Origin of the sequence: Pseudomonas sp. GD03875 (assembly GCF_029840585.1) — a bacterium.
Taxonomy (GTDB): Bacteria; Pseudomonadota; Gammaproteobacteria; order Pseudomonadales; family Pseudomonadaceae; genus Aquipseudomonas; species Aquipseudomonas paralcaligenes.
Genome location: NZ_JAOCCV010000076.1, coordinates 1 through 1490, shown reverse-complemented (window position 1 = coordinate 1490; position 1490 = coordinate 1). Strand labels below are relative to the sequence as shown.

At 59.0% G+C, this 1490-nt stretch carries 1 protein-coding gene; it reads left to right on the top strand.

The features are described 5' to 3' along the window. Positions 1-17 precede the first annotated feature (17 nt). A complete protein-coding gene (locus N5D30_RS26025; protein WP_279909105.1) occupies positions 18-1388 on the top strand; it encodes an IS1182 family transposase in 1371 nt (456 codons plus the stop codon). The last annotated feature ends 102 nt before the right edge of the window (positions 1389-1490 follow it).

The window sequence follows — 1490 nt, the reverse complement described above, 5'->3', positions numbered from 1 at the left end:
GCGCGGGGGCGAACAGCATGATGGGACAGCTACCGAGTGGGCAGCAGCGGCTGTTCTACTCGTTCAATCTGGAAGACCACGTTCCGCCCCAGCACCTCTTGCGCATTATCGACCAATGCCTGGATCTCAGCGATCTGCGTGCACATCTGGCCGACTTCTACAGCCCTATTGGACGCCCCTCGATCGACCCTGAGTTGATGGTGCGCATGCTGGTCGTTGGCTACTGCTACGGCATCCGCTCCGAGCGACGACTATGCGAAGAGGTGCATTTAAATCTGGCCTATCGCTGGTTCTGCCGACTGGGTCTGGAAGACGAAGTACCCAATCACTCAACCTTCTCGAAGAATCGTCACGGCCGCTTCCGTGACAGCGGTCTGTTCCGCTGGTTGTTCAATGAGGTGCTGCGACGTTGCATGGCAGCCGGCCTGGTCAAGGGCGAAGGCTTCGCCGTCGACGCCAGCATCATCAAGGCGGATGCCAGCAGGCAACGTGGGACGGCGGGTGATGAAGTCGATTGGAACGATCCAAAGCTCAGCAGCCGCGCCGTACGCGAGTACCTCGAAGCCCTTGATGAAGAGGCGTTGGCTGAAGCCCTCCCCAAGAAGATTTCACTCACCGATCCGCTGTCTCGTTGGACAGCAGCGCCAGGCGGCCCGGCTTACTTTGCCTACTCCACCAACTACCTGATCGACACCGAGCACGGCGTGATCATGGATGTAGAAGCGACTCCGGCGCATCGTACCGCCGAAGTCGACTCGACCAAGACGATGGTCGAGCGTGTCGAAGCGCAGTTCGATCTCACGCCGGAACGCCTCATCGGCGATACCGCCTATGGCACTGCCCCGATGCTGGCCTGGATGGTTGAAGAAAAGAACATCGAGCCACACGTGCCGGTGTGGGATAAGACCGAGCGCAAGGACGGCAGTCTCTCCAGTAACGACTTCCACTGGAATCCAGAGACCAATGAATACCGCTGCCCAGTCGGCAAACCGCTACGCAGTGAATGGCGTACCTTCACCCAGCAACGGTCTCGGGTGACCAAGGCCAACACCATCATCTACCGCTCCAGCCAAAGCGACTGCGCCACCTGCCTGCTGAAAGCGAAGTGCTGCCCCAATACCACATTCCGCAAAATCACTCGGAGCGTCCACGAAGCGGCTCGTGACGTGGCGCGACGCATCGCCAAGACACCGGAATACCTCGTCTCTCGTTGCGAACGGAAGAAGGTGGAGATGCTGTTCGCCCACCTCAAACGGATCATGAAACTCGACCGTTTACGACTGCGTGGACTGACGGGTGCGACTGACGAATTCACCTTGGCCGCGACTGTGCAAAACCTGAGACGTATGGCCAAGCTGCTGCCTCACGGGCCACCGATCACGGGATAGGTGCGCCTGGGGCGAGCAGAAACCCTCGAATTAACCGTCAGACCTGGGCAAGGAAGCTCAGTGAAACGCCGAAAGGCAAAGTGAAGTGGCTTCCAACCACTT

Coding starts and splice junctions, on each gene's coding strand:
- N5D30_RS26025 (WP_279909105.1), top strand. CDS start 18: ATGATGGGACAGCTACCGAGTGGGCAGCAGCGGCTGTTCTACTCGTTC.